Genomic DNA, 17,768 nt, shown 5'->3' on the forward strand with positions numbered 1-17,768 from the left:
GCCAGGCGCTGCTTCAGGACGGCTTGATGACGCAGCCGGAGCAGAGCTTGGGCTGCGGCAGGGTGAACGCGAGGCAGCACGTCTTGCGCTGCACGTTGAGCCGGCCGCCCGGGCCCTCGACGAGTTCGATCAGGTCGTCGAGTTGGAGCGCCTCGAGGAGCGTGTCGATGTTGTCGGCGGTCGAGCCGGGCAGCCAGTCGGCGGCGCGGAGCAGCCCGTAGGCGATCCCGGAGGCCACCGAGCCCATCAGGGTCCGCGCGCCCAGGCGGACCTCGGTGTGGATCGCGTCCAGCAGCGGGTTGACGTGCTCGTCGAGCAGCGAGGTGCGGAACGCCGACAGCAGGGCGGCCTCGTCGGGCACCACGACGACCTCCGGCAGGCCGGAGAGGGCCAGCGGGTCGGAGGGCAGCACGGCGACGTCGATCGAGCGGCGGTAGCCGAGCGTCAGCAGCGGTCGGTGGTCTTCGAAGTGGACCAGCACGTCGGACGCGCGCAGCAGCGGCACCCGCCGGGACGAGGCCCAGCCCAGCACCGCGGGCAGCACCAGCCAGTAACTGTAGGACTTCCAGGCCAGCGCGGCGGCGGCGTGCGGCGAGCCGCCGCGCCACCGGAGGGCGGCGGCGTCGAGCAGGTCGGGCAGGTGCGTGCCGTCGGTGAGGGTCGTCGCGGGCAGCCAGCCGGCCGGGTCGTGCACCAGCAGGCCGCGGGTCAGGCCCGGGAGGTCGTCGGTGCCGAACATCGACCGCAGCGTCGCGCTGATCGGGTCGAAGGGCGCGCCGGCCATCGCGCGGAAGTCGATGGTCGCGGTCACCTCGACCCCGCCACCAAACGCGTCCGTGCGGTCACCGAATCTCCACCCATCCTGCGCGATTACCTCAGAGTCGCCAGCTGAAACAACCTAGCGTGCTAAGGCTAGCCTAACCAGAGATTCACGGGATGGTGGGGTGAACAACTCGTCTGTGCGGAGCAGTAACACTTCGCGCCGTGTCGACTAAGTCGCGCTCAGCGACGGTTGTCAAGGCATTTGTCGGTAAGGCGCCACTTATGGCTGACTCCTTATCCGGCCGAAGCAGACTGGATTTCCGGGCTTCTAGGGGAGTCCCGGCCCCAAAAGGGACGCGTGATGCCGAGCCCACCGCCGACTTCACCAATCTCGCCGATCGAACGCGCCGCCGATTCGTTCGCGGCGGAGCTGTCTCGCTGGCGGGTCGAACGCGGCCTGACGAAGAAGCAACTCGCCACCCAGATGGGTTTCGACCCGTCCTACGTCAGCCACGTCGAGGGCCGCCGGCACCGACCGACCGAAGATTTCGCCCGGCGCGCCGAGGCCGTCCTGAGCGCCGGTGGCGCGATCTGGCTGCGCTTCCAGGAGTACGACGACCTGCGCCACTCGCGGGCCGGTGCGCAACCGCAGCGCGACCCGCCCGTCCCCGAGCAGTGGATGCCGCCGGGCACCGGGCTGATCGTCGAGCAGGAGGTCGCCACGCTGGCCTTCGTCGGCGACGACTATCGCTGCGTGATCCGTCGATCGCTCTACAACGCCGGGACGGAGCCGGTCACCCGCTATCTGGTGCGGGTCGCGGTCGACCGCTACCCGGAAGATCCGGAGCGGTCCAACCGGCACCACCGCGACCACCCGCTGACCTTCGCCGAACTCGACCTGCAGGCCTGGTGCGACGACCCGCCGGCGCGCGAGCCGATGGAGTGGCGCAAGAAGCACGATCGCGACGCGTTCAAAGAGGTCTGGCTGCTGTTCGAGAACGCGAACGGGCGGTTCCCGCTCTACCCGGGCGAGCGGGTGACGATCGAATACGCCTACACCGTCGGCCAGGAGAAGTGGGGCCGCTGGTTCCAGCGCGCCGTGCGGCTGCCCACCCGCCGGCTGACCGTGCGCCTCGACTTCCCGACCGACCTCGACGCGCAGGTCTGGGGCGTGGCGACGTCGCTGTCGTCGGAGGAGGCGCCGCTGCGCACGCCGGTCACCCGGCGGCCCGAGGGCGACCGCACCTGGTTCGAGTGGAGCACCGACTCGCCGACGCTCAACGCGCGCTACCGGCTGGAGTGGCGGTTCCGGGCGGCCGTTCCCCGCGTGGATGTCGCCCCGGACCTGTCGGTCTCCAACGGGCGGCGGGCGTCGGTGCCCGTATCCCTGCTGCATCCGGATCCGGCCGTGGCGCCGGAACTGGCCCGCCCGGCGCAACCCGCCGCGGTGGTCGTGCCGGCGCAGCGGCATGCGCCGCGCACGCCGAGCGAGCGGATGCGGTCCGTCGGCGTCGTGCAGCGGGGCAGTGCGCTGCTGGCGCATCCGGCGGTGCCGTTACGCCTGCCGGTCGACGCGGCGGCCGGCCGTGACGTCGTCGACCGGCTGTTCGAGGCGCTCGAGCGCATCGAGGAGATGCACATCTTCAGCAAGGGCGTCGGGCTCGCGGCGCCGCAGGTCGGGCTCGCGGTGGCGATCGCCGTGGTGCGCCCGCCCGACCCGGCCGCCGAGCCGCTGGTGCTGGTCAACCCGCGGGTCGTCGACTCGTCGCCCAGCGTCGACGAGCGCTACGAGGGCTGCCTGTCGTTTTTCGACGTGCGTGGGCTGGTGCCGCGGTCGCTGCGGATCCAGGTCGAGCACGCCGACTGGAGCGGGCTGAAGCGGCTGACCACGTTCGAGCGCGGTCTGGCCCGGCTCGTGGCCCACGAGATCGACCATCTCGAGGGCCGCCTCTACGACGAGCGGATGCCGCCCGGGGCCGCGCTGGTGCCGATCACCGAATATCGGGAGACCGGGCGGCCCTGGAACTATTAGATGTCGCCGAAGGTGTCGTATTTGATGCGGACCGCGGGGACCTTGAGCTCGGCCAGGGTGCGCATGGTGTTCTTGACCATCGACGACGAGCCCGAGACGAAGAAGTCGTGGTCGGCCCAGGGGCCGTAGCGGGCGACCACCTCGCCGATGTTGCCCTGCTCGCCGACGAAGCTGCTGTCGTCACTGCACGCCGGCACCACCGACAGCCACGGGTAGCGGGCCGCCAGCTTGTTGAGCTCGGCCAGGTCGTAGAGGTCTTCGCGGTCTTTCGCGCCGAAGAACACGTGCACCCAGCGGGTGCGGTTGTAGCGGGTCAGCTCCTCGATCAACGCCTTGATCGGGGCCAGCCCGGTGCCGCCGGCCACGCAGACGATGTCGCGGGTCGACTTGCGGTCGAGGGTCATCGTGCCCATCGGCGCCGCCACCCGGAGCAGGTCGCCGACCTGAACCCGGCGGACCAGCGCGCTCGACACCCAGCCGGCACCCAGCGCGCGCACGTGGAACTCGATCGTGCCTTCCTTGTTGGGGGCATTGGCGATGGAGTACGTGCGCCAGAGCCGCGGCTGGTAGCGCGGCGCCTCGACGCTGACGTATTGGCCGGCCCGGTATTCCAGCGGGTATTGCAGCGGCCGGCAGGTCATCACCGCGATGTCGCGGGCCCGCCGCTCGTGGCTGAGCACCTCGGCGTGCCAGTAGGCCGGGTTGGTGTCGGCCTCCGCTCCGGCGATCATCTTCTTCGCGATCACCGCGTAGGCGTCGCCCCAGGCCTGGTCGTATTCGATGCTCCAGGCCTCGCCGGCGAAGGTGCGCAGCGCCTCCAGCAGGGCGCCGCCGACCACGTCGTAGTGCTCTGGTTCCACGTGGAACTTGCGGTGGTCGCGGCCGAGTTGACGCAGATATTCCTCGAACCGGTCCGGGTCGTCGAGGGTCTGCACCGCCGACACGATGGCGCCCAGCAGCCGCGCCCGCTGCACGTCCATCGTCACCGGAAATAGGTTTCGCAGATGCGGGTTGGACAAGAAAATGCGCGCGTAGAAGTATCCGGCGACCTTGTCCTGCTGTTCCTCGACGAGGGTCCAGCTTTCCTTCAGTAGCCGTGAAAGGTTCCCCATTGACGCCCTTTTCGTTTGTCTGACGCGCCCTGGCCTCCACCCGGCCCGCCGCACTTCTGGTTGATCAGGGTGTGTGTGGTCGCACTGTGCACGTCTGACCAGCGTGAGCACTCAGCGTCGAGGTCCATCGCACAGAATGTGCGACGAACGCGATCCGGGCCTGTCTATGGATCTATCGCTGTGGAACGCTGAACGGCGTGTGGTAAGGCACTGTGCGTTCCGGCTGGTCATTTTCGGTTCTGGAGTTCGCATGGAGCACACCGTCATCCCTGCCCCAACGGGTTCGTTCGTGCGCCGCCGGCTCTCACCCGGACGGCCCTCGACCGTGCCGGTCGGGCGGCCCGCAACGGTGGACCCGCCACGGCTCGACGACCGGATGGTCGATTTCATCGGCCGGCAGGAGATGGTCTTCGTGACCGTGGCCGGCGGTCCACGGACCTCCCGGTCGGGGCCGGCCGGTTTTGTGCGCGTCCCGTCGCGGCGCCTGATCTCGTGGCCGGAGTTCGGCCCCGGACACCGTCCACTGACCCCCGGCCCGGTGCGGCTGCTGTTTCTTGATCTCGTCCAGGAGCGGACCGGCCTGCATGTGACCGGGCGGGCGTCGCTCGTGCCGTTCGGCCCGTTGCAGGTCTGCGGGTCTCTTCCCGTGGCCGTCGCGGGGCCGCCGCCCGAATTCTGGGTCCGAGTGCGGGTCGACCAGGCGTGGTTCGCCGACCAGGGTCCGGTCGCTTAGCGCCCCTGAGACCCGCGGCCCAGCTTTATCCGGCACAGTAGGTCGCGTGGTGGTCGATCTCGAGCAGTCGCCGGCCCGTGTCGGGGGCTCCTCCCGGCTGCGTGCCGAGATTTTGATCGTCCTCGGGCTCTCGCTCGGGCAGTCGGCCGTCTACTCGGTCGTCACCATCGTGGCCCGGCTCACCGCGTCGGCTCCGCTGTCGCAGCAGACCGCCACGTTGAACCAGTCGCAGTCGGCGCGGCCCTATCTCGATCTGACGTACCAGCTGCTGGGGATCTTCTTCGCTCTGGTCCCGGTCGCGTTGGCGCTCTATCTGCTGCGCTCGCCGCGGCCCTTGCTTGGGCTCGACACCGGGCGGCCTTGGTTCGATCTTGGCTGGGGTGTCTTGCTGGCCTTGGTGATCGGCCTGCCCGGGCTGGGGTTGGTCTTCGTCGCAGCTCAGCTCGGGATCAACGCCAACCTGGTGCCGGCCGCGTTGCCGCACCTATGGTGGGCCGTCCCGGTGCTGATCCTCTCAGCGGCACAGAACGCCGTGCTGGAAGAGATCGTGGTGGTCGGGTATCTGGTCACCCGGTTGCGCGATCTTGGCTGGAAGCTGGTCTGGGTCGTGGCGGCGTCCGCCGTCCTGCGCGGGTCCTACCACCTCTACCAGGGCTTCGGCGCGTTCCTCGGCAACGCGGTGATGGGGGTGGTGTTCGCCCTGTTCTTCATCCGGACCCGTCGCGTGCTGCCACTGGTGGTGGCGCACACGCTGCTGGACGTCGTGGCGTTCGTCGGCTATTCGCTGCTGCCCGCTTCCTGGTTCAGCTGGCTCTGAACCGCTGAATCGCCCGCGCGGCGACCCGCTCAGTGTTGAGGGTCGCGGTTGCCGCGCCGCCCGCCGCCGCCAGCCCCGGCCACCACCGCCCCAGGATCTTCAGAGCCGCCCAGGTGGCGGTCTTACCGGCCGCGGTGATCGGGGCCCGGCTGGCGCTGTGGCCCGGGACCCCGTCAATGGCGGCCTGGGCCGATTCATGATCCTGGTGTACGCCGGTCAGGACCAGGATGTCGGTCGCGGTGGCCCGTTTGCCGTAGGCGGCGGCGATGTGCGCGATGAGTTCGGCGTTGACCCAGCCGGTGCCGGCCATGTCAGCGGCCGACGACCAGCCGTTGGCGAGACTGGCCGCGACGCCGGCGACGGTGGCTTGCCTGCCGAAGCGGCGCTGCGCGAGTCGGGCCAGGCCGTCCGGGGTGGCGGTGGGGTAGGTGGCCCGGACCTGCTGGGCCCAGGCCTCGGCCCGCGGTGTGAAGCGCCTCACTGCCGCCGCCGCGGCAGTCTCGGGGATCCGCCAGAGCGACCCGGGGCCGGGTTTGGCCGGCGCGGTGTCCGTGCCGTTGGGTTTCGTTCTCTCGACAGGCCTCAGTTCGGTCGCCGCCGGCTGATCTGTGGCTTGCGACACCCGTTCCTCCGTGGGTCCGTGATCTGGGGTGAGGTCGGTTGTCGCCTTCTTCGTCGTTGGCTTCCTAGCGGCCGCCTTCTTGGGGGCGGCCTTCTTCGCGGCCTTCGCCGGGGCCGGTTCCGGCGTCGCTGCGGGCGCGGCGGTGACCGCCTTGCGGCCCGCGGGGATCTTGGGTGCGGTTTCGGCGGGCGCGGGGTCCTTCACGACGTCGGCTGGCTCGTCGGGGGTGCGGGCGGCAGGGGTGCGCTTGGCTGGGGCTGCCTTCTTCGGGGCTGGCTTCTTGGCCGCGGGCTGGGACTTGGGCCGGCGTTGGGCCTTGGCCGGGGGTTCGCCCGTGGCTGCGGGTTCGGCCTCGGTCGGAGCTTGGGTCTGGACCGGCGGTTGGGCCTGGACCGGGGGTTCGGCCTTGACCGAGGCTTGGGTCTTGGCTGGGGGTTCGGCCTTGACCGAGGCTTGGGTCTTGGCTGGGGGTTGGGCCTTGGCCGGGGCCTGGTGTTGGACTGGCGTTTGGGCCTTGACCGGGAGTTCGGCCTTGGCCGGGGCCTGGGCTTGCACCGGGGGTTCGGCCTTGACCGACGCCTGGGCCTCGGCCGGGGCTTGGGCCTCGGCTGGGGCTTGGGCCTTGACAGGGGCTTGATCCCGGACCGGCGTTTGGGCTTGTGCCGGGGGACCGGCTTTGACCGAGGCCCGGGCCTTAGCTGGGTCTTGGGTCTTGGCCGGGGCCTGGTCCTGGACCGGCGGTTCGGCGCGTGCCGCTTCGGTGCCGGCGAGTTCGCTGGCTGCTCTCTTCCGCGGCCGGGGGGCCTTGGCCGGGGTGCTTTCTTCAACCCGCGGCGCGCTGCCCCTCCTCTTATCCCCTCCGCCAGCTTCGCCGCCGTCCGGCACAGCACGGCCGGTCGCGCCCGAGCCCGCCCTTGGCCGTACCGTCTCGGCCGGCTCCTCAGGCGGAGCCTGGAAGAGCATCGGCGGCGGCACGCGCCCCGCCCGACTGGATTCGTCGCCCGCCCGCGGCTGCGGCGCCCGCCGCTCCTCAGGCTCAGGCGGTGCGGCGAACGCGGCCTTGGCAGGCCGCGGACGCCGACTCTCGGCCGGCTCCGCCGGCTCCGTGGCCCCGGTTCCCATGGTTTGGCAGCGTAGTCCCGCGACCGCGCCCGCACAGGTCGCAGAGCCGCAAGTCCCCTAGATCGGCTGCAGGAGGTCGCTTTGCCCGGGCAACCTACAGACCTGTATCCTCGATCGGCGGTGGTCTAGCGGCCACCGGGGAGACTTCGCCTAGTCTGGTCTATGGCGCCGCACTGCTAATGCGGTTGGGGTTAACCGCCCCTCCCGGGTTCGAATCCCGGAGTCTCCGCGCCAAGGTCGGTGTGTAGACTGGCCAGGCACCTGCGCCCGTAGCTCAACGGATAGAGCATCTGACTACGGATCAGAAGGTTAGGGGTTCGAGTCCCTTCGGGCGCGCAGCAGCAGGTCAGAGGCCATCTCAGGCATTCGAGATGGCCTCTTTTCGTTGGCCGTACAGCAGCGAAGTACAGCATTGAGTTTCACGTTGGGCCGAGGCTTTCGCCGAGCTGTTTGTCACCCGGCTATACACCTCCATCGTGATCGAGAAGTCCGCATGCCGAAGGATCTGCATGGCGACACTGGGGTGCACGTCGAGGTCGACGAGCAGGTGGCGCAGGTCCCGCGGGCATCGTGCACGGTGATTCGCCGAACGTCCGCGTGCCGGCAGCGGACCTCTTAAGCCAGATCCGTGCCCGATGGAGAGGCCAATACCGGGTAGCGAGCGGCACTCGGACGACGCGTCACGCGAGGCGCCCTCGATGTGGGCGTTAGCGCCGGGTTAACCCGGCCTTATCCCACCGCACGCGAGGCTGGGCCCCTGCTCACGCCGGGGACGGATCGGCCCGGGTCTACACGGGAGGATCACGTATGCGAATTCGTACCCTCGGAGCGCCGGCTCTGGCCGTCGCCCTGCTGACGGCCGCACCCCCGAGCGCCGCCTCGGTGGGGCGCGCCAACTTCGGCCCGCCGGTCGACGTGGCGACGGGCGCTGTCCCGGGCGCCATGGCCACCAGCGACCTCGACGGCGATGCGCGGTCCGACCTGGCGGTCGCGCATACGGACGCGGACCGGGTGTCGATGCTCAGCCAGGGGGCGACCGGCTTCCTGACCGGGACCGTGGTGGCCCTCGGCGGCGCGGCCCGCTCGGTCGCGCTCGCCGACGTTAACGGTGACGGCCGGCGGGACCTGGTCGCCACGATCGTCGACATCGAGCTCGATCAGGTGGTGGTCGCTCTCGGTCGAGGCGACGGCCGGCTCCGGAAGCCCCGGGTGATCGACCTGGGCCCGAACAGCATCCCCCGAAACCTGGTCCCGGCCGACCTCAACGGTGACCGGGACGTCGACCCGGCGCTGACCCTCGCCGGGCGAGAAGAGGTCCAGGTGCTGCGCAATGACGGACGGGGCCGGTTCACACCAGGGGCGACTCTAGCGGCCGAGCCGACTGCCAACGACGTGCTGGCGGGACCGACCTCAACGGGGACGGCCACACCGACCTCGTGGCGACCGGCGGCGGCTATGGCCGGGTGGTGACCTGGTTGAACGCGGCCGACGGCAACTTCGCGCCCGGGTGTGGCACGAACTACCGACTCCCCGCGGCCCGGCCGTGCTCGCAGACTTCAACGCCGACGGTCGGGTCGACGCCCTCGTACCGGGATCCGAGTGAGGCGACGCCCTTTACCTGACGGGCAACGGCGACGGCACCTTCACCGAGGAGCGCACGCTCGCTTTCGGCCAAGGTGAGCGGACCGCCGCCGCCGGCGACTTCGATGGCGACGGTCGCGCGGCGTCGATCTGGATGACGCGGTCGAGGTCGTCGACGTCGATGCCCAACTCGAGTGTGCTGGCCGAGACGATGATGCAGTCACGCGCCTCGGCGAACGCCTCTTCCGAGCGCCTTCTTTCGTCGGCGGACAGCGAGGCATGTGACAAGAACGTGGTGATCCCGCGCTCCCGCAGGAGACTGCCTAGCTGTTCTACGGCCTGCCGGGATTCGCAGAAGACCAGCCGTTTCTCACCAGCGTGCGGCCCTGCGAGCACAGCGGCGGCGTTCTGCAGGGAGCCGACGAAGGCGAGCTCAATCTCGCCCGGTGGAGTTGCCGCTGCCGCCGCGACTGGCACGTCGGGAGCGATGATCAGGCTTGGTCTGACGCCAGCCCGGAGCCCTGCAGCCAGTCAGCAGACGATCCGGATTGCCGACGGTTGCCGAGAGCCCGATCCGCTGAACGGGATGACCTATCAGGTGGGTCAGGCGTTCCAGGACTGCGAGAAGGTGCCAGCCGCGGTCATCGCCGGCGAAGGCGTGCACCTCGTCGACGACCACGCTCCGTACTCCGGCGAAGAACGCCCGATGGTCAACGATGCGGCTGACCAGCGAAGTACTGCGCTTTACGCCGCGTCAGCTTGGGTGGGGAGTCCTCAGGCAGGCGGCCGTCACGGGCCCAGCGTTGATCGTCGCCGCGAAGGATACCGGAGTAGTACTTGAGCTCGATGAGGTGGAGTTGCCCGCGGCCGAGGAGAAGTAGGTCTACCTCATGCATCGCCCGCGCGAATCGCGGAACTCGAAGTTCGACCAGGCCCGGAACGGGGTCTCGCCTTGCATGATCGCACGGACTAGAGTCAATCCCTCGGCTTCCTGCGGGAACTGGGAGGGCGAAACCTCGACCCACCGGTCCTGCCCAGCCTCTGCCACCGTTCACCCTCCGCACCGCGCCTGGTTCGTCCCTGAACCTGTCGTTCCGGTGGCAGCAGCATATCTGGTCTGGTCAGTAGTGAACGTTCGTAATCTCTTTTCAGCTAACTCGCCGTTTGACGAGGGAATGTACTTTGCGGTGCTCGTATCGTCTGACTGGTCTGAGTTGGTTCAGTCGGACGGCTGAGTGGCTTACGTGTGCCAGAGGGTCCGGCGCCTGGTATTTCCTCATTACCAAACGACTACCTTTGACCTGATCCGATTTCGACTCCGATTGGCACTGGATTGTTGGGCGAGCCGAAGAGCTGCACACCGATCGACGGCTCTAAGGGCAAGGGTACGCAGCGACGCTTGACCGACAGCGTCTTGTTCAGCCCCGGGATTGCAGTGCACGCACACGGTCGCCCCGGCCGCGGCAACTAAGATCAGGCCTTTGTTCAGCAACGCCTTGGTGGTCGAGATTTACGCCCAACCAGGCTCAATAGTGATCTCGGCGTCGCCCGCCATTGAGCCCGTCGGTCACGACCGACCCCCAGCGAGCGGGCAGGAAATGCGCATCTCGCGGGCGATCTTATCGATCCATCATGCGTATCGAATGGACTGAACGTATGGTTCCGAGCAGAAGAGCGCCCGCGTAGCTTGAGCCGCGTGAGGGACTGGCGACGTGACCTCGGTGAAGTGATCAGCCTCAACATGAGGCGCGGTCTAGCGGACGCTGCGAGCCGTTTCCGGCAGATCGTCGAGCAGTGCCCCCCGGCCGAGCTGTATGCCTTGGACGCCGAGGTCGCGGCCGCGCTGGACAGCTTTCCGCCCGACCGCCGGCCGCAGATGAAGGCGTTCCTCGCGATCCGCCGGGTAGCCCGCCCGACGCCTCGGCCCGCCGCAGCTCCCGTGAGTGCCCCGCGCGAGGTCGTGGCCGAGACCCGAACACCTGGACGTGGCCTTGGCGAGGAGGAGTTCAACCGACGGGCGGATGAGATCTCCGCGCTGCTGACCAATGTGCACCCGGGCGAGGCGGAGACAGCGTTCCGACTGCTCATCGCTGACCTTTCCGACGATCAGGTGCTCGCCCGCGAGGACGCATTGCTCGATCTCGCCGACCTATTCCTGCCCAAGCGCCGCCGCGGACTGCTCGCCCTGCTCGACGACCTGCTCGACACGGTTGACGCGCCGACGCCGGCCCTTACGCCCAGGCCGGTAACCGTTCCTGCGCCAGCAGGGGCCCAGCCGGAGAACGCAATGACCCGCCGCCCGCCGGCGGTGCCAGCGCCGCGGTCCACCCCCGTGGCCCGCGACTACAACTTCCGCCAGTTCGCCGGCGCCCTTGACAAGCTCAGCCGGTTGCACATCTTCCAGTGGGCCACGTTCTATCGAGACGTGATCTCCGAGTACTTCGAAGCGTTCCTGCAGACCGATGACGAGACTCGGGTGCTGGCCACCGCGAAGTCCGCGCTACTGAACCACTCCAGTGAGATCTTTACAAAGGGCTACAACCACATCACGACCACCCAGAGCCTGCAGGCCACCAATCCGGTCCAGAAGTCGCTGACCGGCCTGCAGCGCTTCCTTGACCTGCCGTTGGAGTTCTATTCTGCACGCCTCGCTGACGCGCATCGGGACCAGTCCACGAAGTCGTTGCGTCGGCTCGCCTCGGCGATGTTGTCGGGCATCCTGATGGGATACGGCGAGGCCCAACTCGACTTGACCGGCGACAAGATCCTGCCGAGGTCCCCGCGGGCGTGGGCGCACGTGCTGCCTTTTCTGACCGTGGCGGACCTCCGCGAGCTGATCACCGAACTCGAGCCCGGGATGTTTACCGACTTGGTCGGCGACACCGTGATGCCGCTGGCCGACGCCCTGGACAAGCTGGTCGACGAGGACCCGGAGAACGCGCCGCTGCCTGCGCTCTCGCAGTGCATGGCGAAGCCATACCGGCTCGACGTCTCGCTCCAGCTGCCGCCGAACGTCAGCGACTCCCGTTCGATCGACGTGCAGTGCTACCTGTCGCCGGACGTGACTCGCGCGCTCATCGAGGATGCATCCGCGCGCGCGGTCAGCGTGGTGATCACCCGGCTGCGGTCGGACCTGCGCGGGGCGATCATGGCGGTGGACCGGCTCGCCGAGATCGTGGTGGCGGCCGAGAGCGGGAAGGCCGAGGACCAGGTCAAGTCGACGCTCGAGCGGATCATGTACTCGCGCGCTGCGGACTCTAAACAGGACCGGCCGATCACCTGGAACTCCGCGCGCAGCTTCCCGCTCGAGAGCCCGTTCCTTGCGACGACGTACAACCACGTCTACCGCGGAAGCGTCCGTGCGTTAATGCAGTCATTCGAGCGGCGCAACGGCGTGCGTCTATGGTGCAGTGTTCGCCGCAGCGGCAAAACCACTGCGTGCGCCTCGGATCTGGGCTCGACCACCGGGCAGACCGTTGTGATCACGCAGACGTGCGATGACACCGGCCAACTGTCTGGCGGCGACACCGGCCAGGCACCCGGCGGCGACACCGGCCACCTGTCGGGCGGCGACACCGGCCAGCCATCGGGTGGCGGCATCTTCTACAGCCGGGTAGTGGAGGCGCTGGGCCAGGGCCATCAACTGCCCAACGACTTCGTCAGCCAGGCGGTCATCGCGTGCCAGCCCGGCGCGCCTGGCAACGTCGCAAGGTACGTGCTGGTGCTCGACGAGTACGAGACTCTGTTCGGGACCCTTTCCAGCTACCTCGACGAACGTCCGGCCCTGCGCTATCTGGTCGTGCAGCCGCTGCTTAACCAACTCGTCCGGTTCACCCGCGACAACCTGCTGGTGTTCATGGGCCAGCAGCCGAATGCGCACTACATCCTGCTCGACCAGAACCAGCTCAGCCCGGTCGTGGAGCAGGACTCGTTTCCGCTGTTCACACACGATGTCGGCCGGCCGCTAACCGGTGAGTTCTACGAGCTCGTCCGCAAGGTCATGCGGGACGCCGAGTTCGAGCCGGAATTCGTGACGATGGTGTATGGGGAGACCGGCGGTCACCCATTTCTTACCGTGAAACTGCTGGTGGCCTTCATGGACTGGCTTATCCAGGGCAAGTACAAGGTCTCCGACCTCAACCCGGTCCGGGCGGATCTGTTCGCCGTGTTTGCTAAGGAGAACCTGACGCTAGGCCAAATTCTGCGCAGCGAGCACTATGACTTCTTCCAGGGCGCGGCCGAGGACCACCTGTCCGCCCGTGGACGCCGCAAGAACCCGTGGCTGCACGACGTTTACACGGTGTTACGCCGCATCGGGCTGGACTCGTCGGCCACGATGTCGTGCTCCGAGGCCGATTACGAGGCGCTGGCTGCCCGCTGCGGCATTCGCTCGCCGCTCCGGCTGCTGGCCACCGCCCGCGCCGCGAATTTCCTGGCGTTCGATGGCGGAACGGTCCGCCCCCGCATCCCACTGCTCGCCCGGGTTGCGGGTGCTGTGACCCCGGATCAGGTCGGCTGATGAGCGACACGAGACACGTCGTGGTCGAGGTCGCCGCGACCGTACGCCGGCTATTCCTCGACGGGTCGGGACCGATGGCGGCCTACTGGCTCGCGGTAGACGGGAGCCGTTCGCGGAACGACTTCGCGCGGGAGTTGGCCGCCGAGCTCGCCGGCCTGCCGATCATCCCGCTGGTGATCCGCAACGAGAAGTTCGACGACCCGAACGCGATCACTGTTGGGCTAGTGCACCTCCTCGATCACAACCGGGAAGCTTGCGAGGATGTGCTGGGCGAGCGGACCCACCAGCGGTTCGCGGTGATCCTGCTGGCTCGCCGCGAGCTGGGCATTTCGCAATCGTCGTCGCCAGTCCCGCTGCCCCACTGGGTGCCCACGCTCGGCGGGACCCTGATCTACTGCCATATCCGTGATCTCTCCCGGCGTGTCGAGGTGGCCCTCAACGCCCGAGAGCTGGACCTGGCCGAACTCAGCCGGCGGCTGTTCGCGGTGGAGGAAGCGCTGATCCGCCGTCTCACGCGGGTGCAGGCCGAGCAGCCCGAGCGGTCCGGCGATCTGTACGCCGTGCTCGGCGGTCCCCGCGACCCAGGCTGGATCGCGGTGCTCGCCCAGGCAAAGGAGGCCGCACTTGCCGTGCGTGACCCGGAAGGCTATCGCCCCAAGATCCGCAATGGCCGCGCGATGGTCGGGCGGCTTTGGGCGGTGCTCGCCCAGCGTCCGGGGACGCTGCTCGGCTGCGCTCGCAGCCTGGCCCATGCCCTTGCGATCAGCGACGTGAACGACCTGCCGCCCTGGCGGCTGAGCCTGCTGAGCGTGCTGAACGGGTCCGCCAAGACGGCTGATTCACCCGACACCCTGTTTGCGCTGAACGCCGTCACCGCGATCGCCGGAGCCTGCGAATACCTCACCTGCGCCGCGCACACCGACGGCCATTCCCGCTATCCGGATGTGCTCTTGCGCTTCCTTGTCGACGAGATGTGCCGAAGTCTCAACGACGTGGAGCGGGTAATCAACGGTCTCGATCAGACCTGGGCGCCTATCCTGCTTACTACCGAGGGGACCACTCATGGCGGCGTATGACGGAGGCGTGCTGCTGGTCGACTGGGAGAACCTGGCCGGGGCGCTCATCGGGCGGGGGAAAGTCGCCGACCGGCGCGTCGTTGACGATCTCTGGGAGTACGCGTACCGGCAGTTCGGCGGCCAACTCCAGGCGCACATGGCCGCGGCGAAGTTCGACCCGAGCATCGTCAAGGCGATGCGCGAGCACATGATCGAGCGGAACGATGTGCAGAGCACCAAGGAGCAGGCAGACATCCAACTCACCGTGCTCGCGATGGACTATCTGCACCAAGGGTGCCGCCGCTTCATCCTGGTGACTGGCGACCAGGACTTCCTACCGCTGATCCTACGGATGCACCGGGACGGCAGCGAGCTGATGGTGGTCTACGGCGACCCGAGCCGGCTCGGTGTCGAGCTGCAACGGACCCTTGACGATCCGCAGCCAGGGCTGGGCTCAGGCGACATCGGCGCGATCACCGAGTTGCGCCAACCGCGCCGCGACACCGGTAGCCGGTCGCTGCTCGGTCTGCTCGAGCTGCAAAGGCTGGGGATCATTCTGGGCGGCCCGGACCGGGCTGGCCGGATCAGTAAGTTGGCCCGCTGGGGAGTGCTCGAGAACGAGGACGAGAACACCTACTGGGCGTTCGTCGACGGGATGTGCGAGAAGATCGTACGCACTGACGCGGCGAAGAAAACGGCCACCGGTTGGGGTCCGCAAAATGCCACACGGACGTACATCGACCTCGGCATGGACCGGTACGCCGAGGTGCGGGCAATCGACTACGCGATCCGTGTGCTCGCCGCCCGGCCACGCGGGCTGCCACTGGCCGGTCTGCGCTCTGGGCCGTTCTCGGCCGATGACGGCTCGCTGCTGACCCGGACCATCGACGCGCTAGCCAGCGTCGAGCTGGTCCGGCGGGGTGCCGATAGCGCGTACGCCGTCACCGAACCGGACCTCGTGGCTGGCTACCTGGAGCCGTTGTGGCGGGTCTATGCGGCAGTCAGCGCAGAGAGCTATCGGCGTCAGGTGCGGACGTTGCCGTACGGGCAGGTCGAGTCGTTGCTCGGTCGAGGCGGGATCGGCCAGGGCCCAGATCGACGGGCAGCTGGAAGGATCGCCGCAACGGTCCGGTATGCGAGCGCGGCCGGCGTCATCGACGCAGTCGCGGTAAACGAAAGGCGGCATGCGATGGCCACCAATTCCGCGTTCTGTCGACCGTTCGAGCACGCCTACCACGAGTTCTATCGGGCATTCGCGGATCGGCTCGGAGCGCCCATTCCAGAGCAAGAGATTCTGGGTTTCATGGAGGAGCGCGATCGGGACAAGTCAGAGCCGGTGTTCGGATTCGACAAACGTGACCGACACCGGGTGATTCGAATTCTCGTGCAATCACATCTCGCCGCCCAACGCGACGGTTTCGTGACCCTCACCCGATCACGCTGGGGCGAGGCTGGGGCGTCTCTACGCAGGTGACAAACAAGCTCGCGGCAGCGGCAGTGGACATCGGAGGGTCGTGCTGGTAGCGTTGACAACAGGGGAGCAGTGGATGGCAGCGGTGAGTAAAGGTAGCCGTCGGTCCGATCTGACTCGATACCCGGCCCCAACCTTAGGGTTGGGGCTTTCTTTTTCCTTTGGAGAGTGGCCGTGGCCTATAGCGCCATCGTCCAGCGACTGCTGATCTCCTGTCCCGGCGACATTCCCCGGGGCGACCTGACCGTGGTGCATCAGGCGATCAACCGGTGGAACGGGATCTACGGCGAGCAGTTTGGCGCGGTCGTGCTGCCGATCTCGTGGGGCGAGCACGCCGCCACCGAGTTCGGCCGGCCCCCGCAAGACGTGATTAACGAGCAGCTGGTCGACCGGTGTGACTGCTGCGTCGCGCTGTTCGGCAACCGGATGGGCACGCCGACCGCAGTGGCCGAGTCCGGCACGGCGGAGGAGATTGAGCGGCTCAGCAACGGCCTGAAGTACGTGGGGGTGCTGCGCTCCCGTCGCCCGATCGACCCCGGCACGATTGATCTCGCCGAGGCGGTGCGGCTGGAGGCGTACCTGAAGGGCATCCAGCGCACGTCGCTGGTGCTCGAGTACGCCGACGACGCCCAGCTCGCTCGGCACGTCGACACGATGCTGTCGGTAGTGGTCTCTCGCGACCAGGCCCTGGCGACCAATCTGTTGGCGAAGCCGCGGGTGGCCGAGGTGTGGCCGCGGCTCGTCCGGGAGAGCAACCAGTGGCTGATCGTGCTGCGCAACACCGGCGACGCGGCGGCTGGCGAGGTGACGGTCGCGGTCGACACCAAGCAATGGGAGATCATGGCTGACCACCGAATGCCGCCGAGGGTGGAGTCGCTCGCGCCCGGCGGCGAAGTCCGGTTTCTGGTGATCGCCGGGCTCAGCTCCCCCCGTACTGCGTTGTGCACGATTAGTTGGAAGGACGACCGTGGCTTACAGACGAACTCGGCGTCGCTGCGTCTAGTTTAGAGGCAACGCCGTTCGGTGCCGGGCCGCCGCTGCACGGTGATTCGCCGACCGTCCGCGCGCCGGTAGCGGACCTCTCAAGCCAGGTCCGTGCCCGTGGCGTGCGGCGAAGGGCACTCGACGGACGACGCGTCACGCGAGAGGCCCCTGGGCGGGACTCCGTCCGAGCCGGGCCCCTCTCGTTGGGGGCGTTAGCGCAGGGTTAACCCGGTCTTATCCCACCGCACGCGAGGCTAGGCCCCTGCCCAGGCCGGGGACGGACCAGCCCGGGTCTACACGGGAGATCACGTATGCGAATTCGTACCCTCGGAGTGCCGGCTCTGGCTGTCGCCCTGCTGGCCGTCACCCCGACCGCCGCCTCCGCCGGGCCCGCCAACTTCGGCCCGCCGGTCGACGCGCAGCCGCCTCGAAAAGTCCGACCAGCGTGCCGAGCGCGCCGGAGATCAGGTGCAGCTCGTCCTGATGATGACCAGGTCTAGCGGCCGCAGCCGGATCACCAGCTGGCTGGTGACCGTGCCCAGCCCGTTTTTCTAGTTGTGCCGGGCGCCGCAGGCGATCTTGGCGTCGAGGTCGTGGTGCCGCTAGCCGTGCTGCGGGCAACGTTCCCGCACCAACACGAACAGCAGGCCGGCGAGGGCCGCCACGGAAGCTGGGCGAGCACGCCGACGGTGGCGATCCAGACCTGCGTTACATGCGTCCGTCTTGCGATCGCCTGGCTGGGAGGTCAGCCGACAAACGCTGGAAGGGTTGACCCATCACGGCATGGCCTTGCCCCCGCAGTCGGCCAGGCGACTCGCGGGCTGCCGCTGTTCAAGCGAGTCACATGGCTTTATGGCGGGACGGTCGGATTGATGCCGGCCGTAGGTGCGATCCGCCACCGCGGTTGGAGTACCACCGAAACCGTGGGGCTGCTTGCCCTCCCTCCGCCGCCCCGCCA

The 17,768-nt window shown here is 68.3% G+C and carries 15 protein-coding genes and 2 tRNA genes; 11 read left to right on the plus strand and 6 right to left on the minus strand.

Annotated features, from left to right (window positions below):
• Nucleotides 1-13: 13 nt before the first annotated feature.
• Entirely contained in the window at nucleotides 14-784 is a 771-nt protein-coding gene (locus AB0J74_RS24475) for an IucA/IucC family C-terminal-domain containing protein (protein ID WP_363451757.1), read from the minus strand.
• 339 nt (nucleotides 785-1,123) lie between these two features.
• On the opposite strand from AB0J74_RS24475, the gene AB0J74_RS24480 reads away from it, so the two are divergent.
• Nucleotides 1,124-2,794 (plus strand): peptide deformylase, encoded by a 1,671-nt coding sequence (locus AB0J74_RS24480; RefSeq protein WP_363451652.1) that lies wholly within the window; start codon nucleotides 1,124-1,126, stop codon nucleotides 2,792-2,794.
• Here AB0J74_RS24480 and AB0J74_RS24485 read toward each other — a convergent pair.
• Nucleotides 2,791-3,906 (minus strand): globin domain-containing protein, encoded by a 1,116-nt coding sequence (locus tag AB0J74_RS24485; RefSeq protein ID WP_363451654.1) that lies wholly within the window; start codon nucleotides 3,904-3,906, stop codon nucleotides 2,791-2,793. The genes AB0J74_RS24480 and AB0J74_RS24485 overlap by 4 nt on opposite strands.
• A 136-nt stretch (nucleotides 3,907-4,042) precedes the next feature.
• Between AB0J74_RS24485 and AB0J74_RS24490 the strand changes: the two genes are divergently transcribed.
• Nucleotides 4,043-4,639: a hypothetical protein gene (locus AB0J74_RS24490; RefSeq protein ID WP_363451656.1), complete on the plus strand. Its 597-nt coding sequence runs from the start codon at nucleotides 4,043-4,045 to the stop codon at nucleotides 4,637-4,639.
• Between the two features lie 97 nt (nucleotides 4,640-4,736).
• On the plus strand, nucleotides 4,737-5,456 hold the full coding sequence (locus AB0J74_RS24495) for a CPBP family intramembrane glutamic endopeptidase (protein ID WP_363451759.1): 720 nt from the start codon (nucleotides 4,737-4,739) through the stop codon (nucleotides 5,454-5,456).
• On the opposite strand, the gene AB0J74_RS24500 is transcribed toward AB0J74_RS24495, so the two are convergent.
• Nucleotides 5,443-7,200, minus strand: coding sequence for a hypothetical protein (locus tag AB0J74_RS24500; RefSeq protein WP_363451658.1), 1,758 nt, complete (start codon nucleotides 7,198-7,200; stop codon nucleotides 5,443-5,445). The two genes, AB0J74_RS24495 and AB0J74_RS24500, sit on opposite strands and share 14 nt — an antisense overlap.
• Before the next feature lie 139 nt (nucleotides 7,201-7,339).
• On the opposite strand from AB0J74_RS24500, the gene AB0J74_RS24505 reads away from it, so the two are divergent.
• The 4 genes from AB0J74_RS24505 (at nucleotide 7,340) to AB0J74_RS24520 (ending at nucleotide 8,822) form a co-directional block, all read left to right on the plus strand.
• A tRNA-Ser gene (locus AB0J74_RS24505) sits at nucleotides 7,340-7,429 on the plus strand.
• A 34-nt stretch (nucleotides 7,430-7,463) separates the two neighbouring features.
• Nucleotides 7,464-7,536, plus strand: a tRNA-Arg gene (locus AB0J74_RS24510).
• 471 nt (nucleotides 7,537-8,007) lie between these two features.
• Nucleotides 8,008-8,670 carry a VCBS repeat-containing protein gene (locus tag AB0J74_RS24515; RefSeq protein WP_363451660.1) on the plus strand — a complete coding sequence of 221 codons (663 nt, stop codon included), beginning with the start codon at nucleotides 8,008-8,010 and terminating at the stop codon, nucleotides 8,668-8,670.
• Complete coding sequence (locus tag AB0J74_RS24520) at nucleotides 8,637-8,822, plus strand: hypothetical protein (RefSeq protein ID WP_363451662.1); 186 nt, start codon at nucleotides 8,637-8,639, stop codon at nucleotides 8,820-8,822. Before AB0J74_RS24515 ends, AB0J74_RS24520 begins: the two co-directional genes overlap by 34 nt.
• Here the strand turns inward: AB0J74_RS24520 and AB0J74_RS24525 are convergent.
• The 3 genes from AB0J74_RS24525 to AB0J74_RS24535 are packed head-to-tail and all read right to left on the minus strand — an operon-like array spanning nucleotide 8,815 to nucleotide 9,677.
• Entirely contained in the window at nucleotides 8,815-9,258 is a 444-nt protein-coding gene (locus tag AB0J74_RS24525; protein WP_363451664.1) for a helicase-related protein, read from the minus strand. The two genes, AB0J74_RS24520 and AB0J74_RS24525, sit on opposite strands and share 8 nt — an antisense overlap.
• Nucleotides 9,215-9,460 carry a hypothetical protein gene (locus AB0J74_RS24530; RefSeq protein WP_363451666.1) on the minus strand — a complete coding sequence of 82 codons (246 nt, stop codon included), beginning with the start codon at nucleotides 9,458-9,460 and terminating at the stop codon, nucleotides 9,215-9,217. Before AB0J74_RS24530 ends, AB0J74_RS24525 begins: the two co-directional genes overlap by 44 nt.
• A 31-nt stretch (nucleotides 9,461-9,491) precedes the next feature.
• Nucleotides 9,492-9,677, minus strand: a complete 186-nt coding sequence (locus AB0J74_RS24535; RefSeq protein ID WP_363451668.1) for a nuclease-related domain-containing protein — start codon at nucleotides 9,675-9,677, stop codon at nucleotides 9,492-9,494.
• Between the two features lie 800 nt (nucleotides 9,678-10,477).
• Here AB0J74_RS24535 and AB0J74_RS24540 point away from each other — a divergent pair.
• From AB0J74_RS24540 to AB0J74_RS24555, 4 genes are all read left to right on the plus strand, one after another.
• Nucleotides 10,478-13,300, plus strand: coding sequence for a hypothetical protein (locus AB0J74_RS24540; RefSeq protein ID WP_363451670.1), 2,823 nt, complete (start codon nucleotides 10,478-10,480; stop codon nucleotides 13,298-13,300).
• Complete coding sequence (locus tag AB0J74_RS24545; RefSeq protein ID WP_363451672.1) at nucleotides 13,300-14,376, plus strand: hypothetical protein; 1,077 nt, start codon at nucleotides 13,300-13,302, stop codon at nucleotides 14,374-14,376. The genes AB0J74_RS24540 and AB0J74_RS24545 overlap by 1 nt, the downstream gene beginning before the upstream one ends.
• Before the next feature lie 7 nt (nucleotides 14,377-14,383).
• The gene (locus tag AB0J74_RS24550; RefSeq protein ID WP_363451674.1) at nucleotides 14,384-15,829 is read left to right on the plus strand and encodes an NYN domain-containing protein; all 1,446 of its coding nucleotides are present in this window, start codon (nucleotides 14,384-14,386) and stop codon (nucleotides 15,827-15,829) included.
• A gap of 165 nt (nucleotides 15,830-15,994) precedes the next feature.
• Nucleotides 15,995-16,834, plus strand: a complete 840-nt coding sequence (locus AB0J74_RS24555; RefSeq protein WP_363451676.1) for a hypothetical protein — start codon at nucleotides 15,995-15,997, stop codon at nucleotides 16,832-16,834.
• The last annotated feature ends 934 nt before the right edge of the window (nucleotides 16,835-17,768 follow it).

Source organism: Asanoa sp. NPDC049573 (assembly GCF_040676615.1).
Taxonomy (GTDB): Bacteria; Actinomycetota; Actinomycetes; order Mycobacteriales; family Micromonosporaceae; genus Asanoa.